The sequence below is a fragment of the uncultured Campylobacter sp. genome (genome assembly GCF_938030815.1).
Classification (GTDB): Bacteria; Campylobacterota; Campylobacteria; order Campylobacterales; family Campylobacteraceae; genus Campylobacter_B.
Genome location: NZ_CALHII010000253.1, coordinates 1 through 1,408 on the forward strand (window position 1 = coordinate 1; position 1,408 = coordinate 1,408).

Sequence of the window (1,408 nt, forward strand, 5' to 3'; positions counted from 1 at the left end):
GATACGCTCGGTACATGACGACACTCGGTCGCGCGTAAGCCTCATCGGTAAGCTCGGCCGCTCGTCGCGATATAAAATTTTGATGCGCAGGGCGCGACGTAGTAAAATTTAAACGACGCGCCGATAGAGGGCACGCAGAAATTTTAAGCGGCGGCGTAGAATTTTACGCAATAGCTCGCTAATGGACGGCGCGGCGCAAGAGGCTTAAAATAGCGGTGCACTAGCGAGCGACGAGGCGGGCGCGGCGGCGGAAATTTGTGTAGCAGATGCGGTGCCGCGGCGGGAAATTTTAAAGCGACACGACTTAGGCCGATAAATCTTGGGCGATGAAATTTAGCGCAGCGTCTAGATCATAAAATTTTAGTGCGTTTCGGCGGTATAAAATTTAAAACGCCTTCGCGGTATAAAATTTTAAAGCGACATAGTGCGGATCCAATCGATAAAATTTACACAGTGCCGAGGTTGTGAAATTTAACCTTCTTCGCCGCTGCAAATTTAAAGCAACGGCGAATGAGACGCAGTTGCGGCGCCGATGGCAGATGAAGCAAAGCTCGTGAAGCAGTGTAAATTTAGCCCGCTACAGCGCTGCAAAATTTTAAAGCGTCAGCCCGGGCAACGTGGCTAGGCAAGCGACGCAATGTTTTCAGAAACGGTATTTGACGGCGCACCGATAAAAGGCGAGGCGCGATCCTTTATGCTTTTACAAACAAGCATTCCGATATGTCCGATCTGCGCTCACACCCGCGTTTAAGGCGCGCGGAGCAGCCCTGCTCTTTAAAATTTTAATCCTCGCAAATTTACTCGCTGCTTAAATACCGAAATATAGAAGCGTCATATTTTGAGCGACCGTATCCGCGTCCGCCGCCTTGTATCTTGCGTTTTTATATCTACTTTGCAGACTCGCGCTTTTTTTAAGCCGCGAATTCAAAAATACCCAATAGCTTTAAATTTACCCGCCGCGACCCGCTTTAAATTTTAAAATTTCGCCTATTTTTTATCGCGCTGAAAAGTATCACGCAGATAAAGCTCTCCGCGCTCCAGCGCCTGAAAGCGCAGTCGTAACAGCTGATTTCGCCGCCGCACGCCATCTCCTCTTCATCGTTATCTAGCTTAAATTTGGCGCAGTTTTCGGCGGTTTTGCGCGCTTTTTCGTAGCTGGATTTGCCGAATCTAAACTCGCCTTTTTCGTTAAAATTTGAGCGCATCAAAACCCCCGAAGCTCTTTTACGCTTAAGTTTCTAAAGCCGCCGTCCGCTTCTTTTTTGACGAGCAGCGTCGCCTTAAAATCCAAAAATACCGGCTTTAGCGCGCCGATCAAATTTACGCGTTCATTAGGCGAAAGAGGTATAAAATTTTCATCCGCGACCGCCTAGATAAAAATTTAATCCCAAAAGCTCGGCTACGCTCA

The 1,408-nt window shown here is 48.1% G+C and carries 1 protein-coding gene; it reads right to left on the reverse strand.

What is annotated here, in order from left to right; all coding sequences use genetic code 11:
* Window positions 1–968: 968 nt before the first annotated feature.
* On the reverse strand, window positions 969–1,205 hold the full coding sequence (locus tag Q0277_RS09440) for a molybdopterin biosynthesis protein MoeB (RefSeq protein WP_297997520.1): 237 nt from the start codon (window positions 1,203–1,205) through the stop codon (window positions 969–971).
* Window positions 1,206–1,408 lie beyond the last annotated feature (203 nt).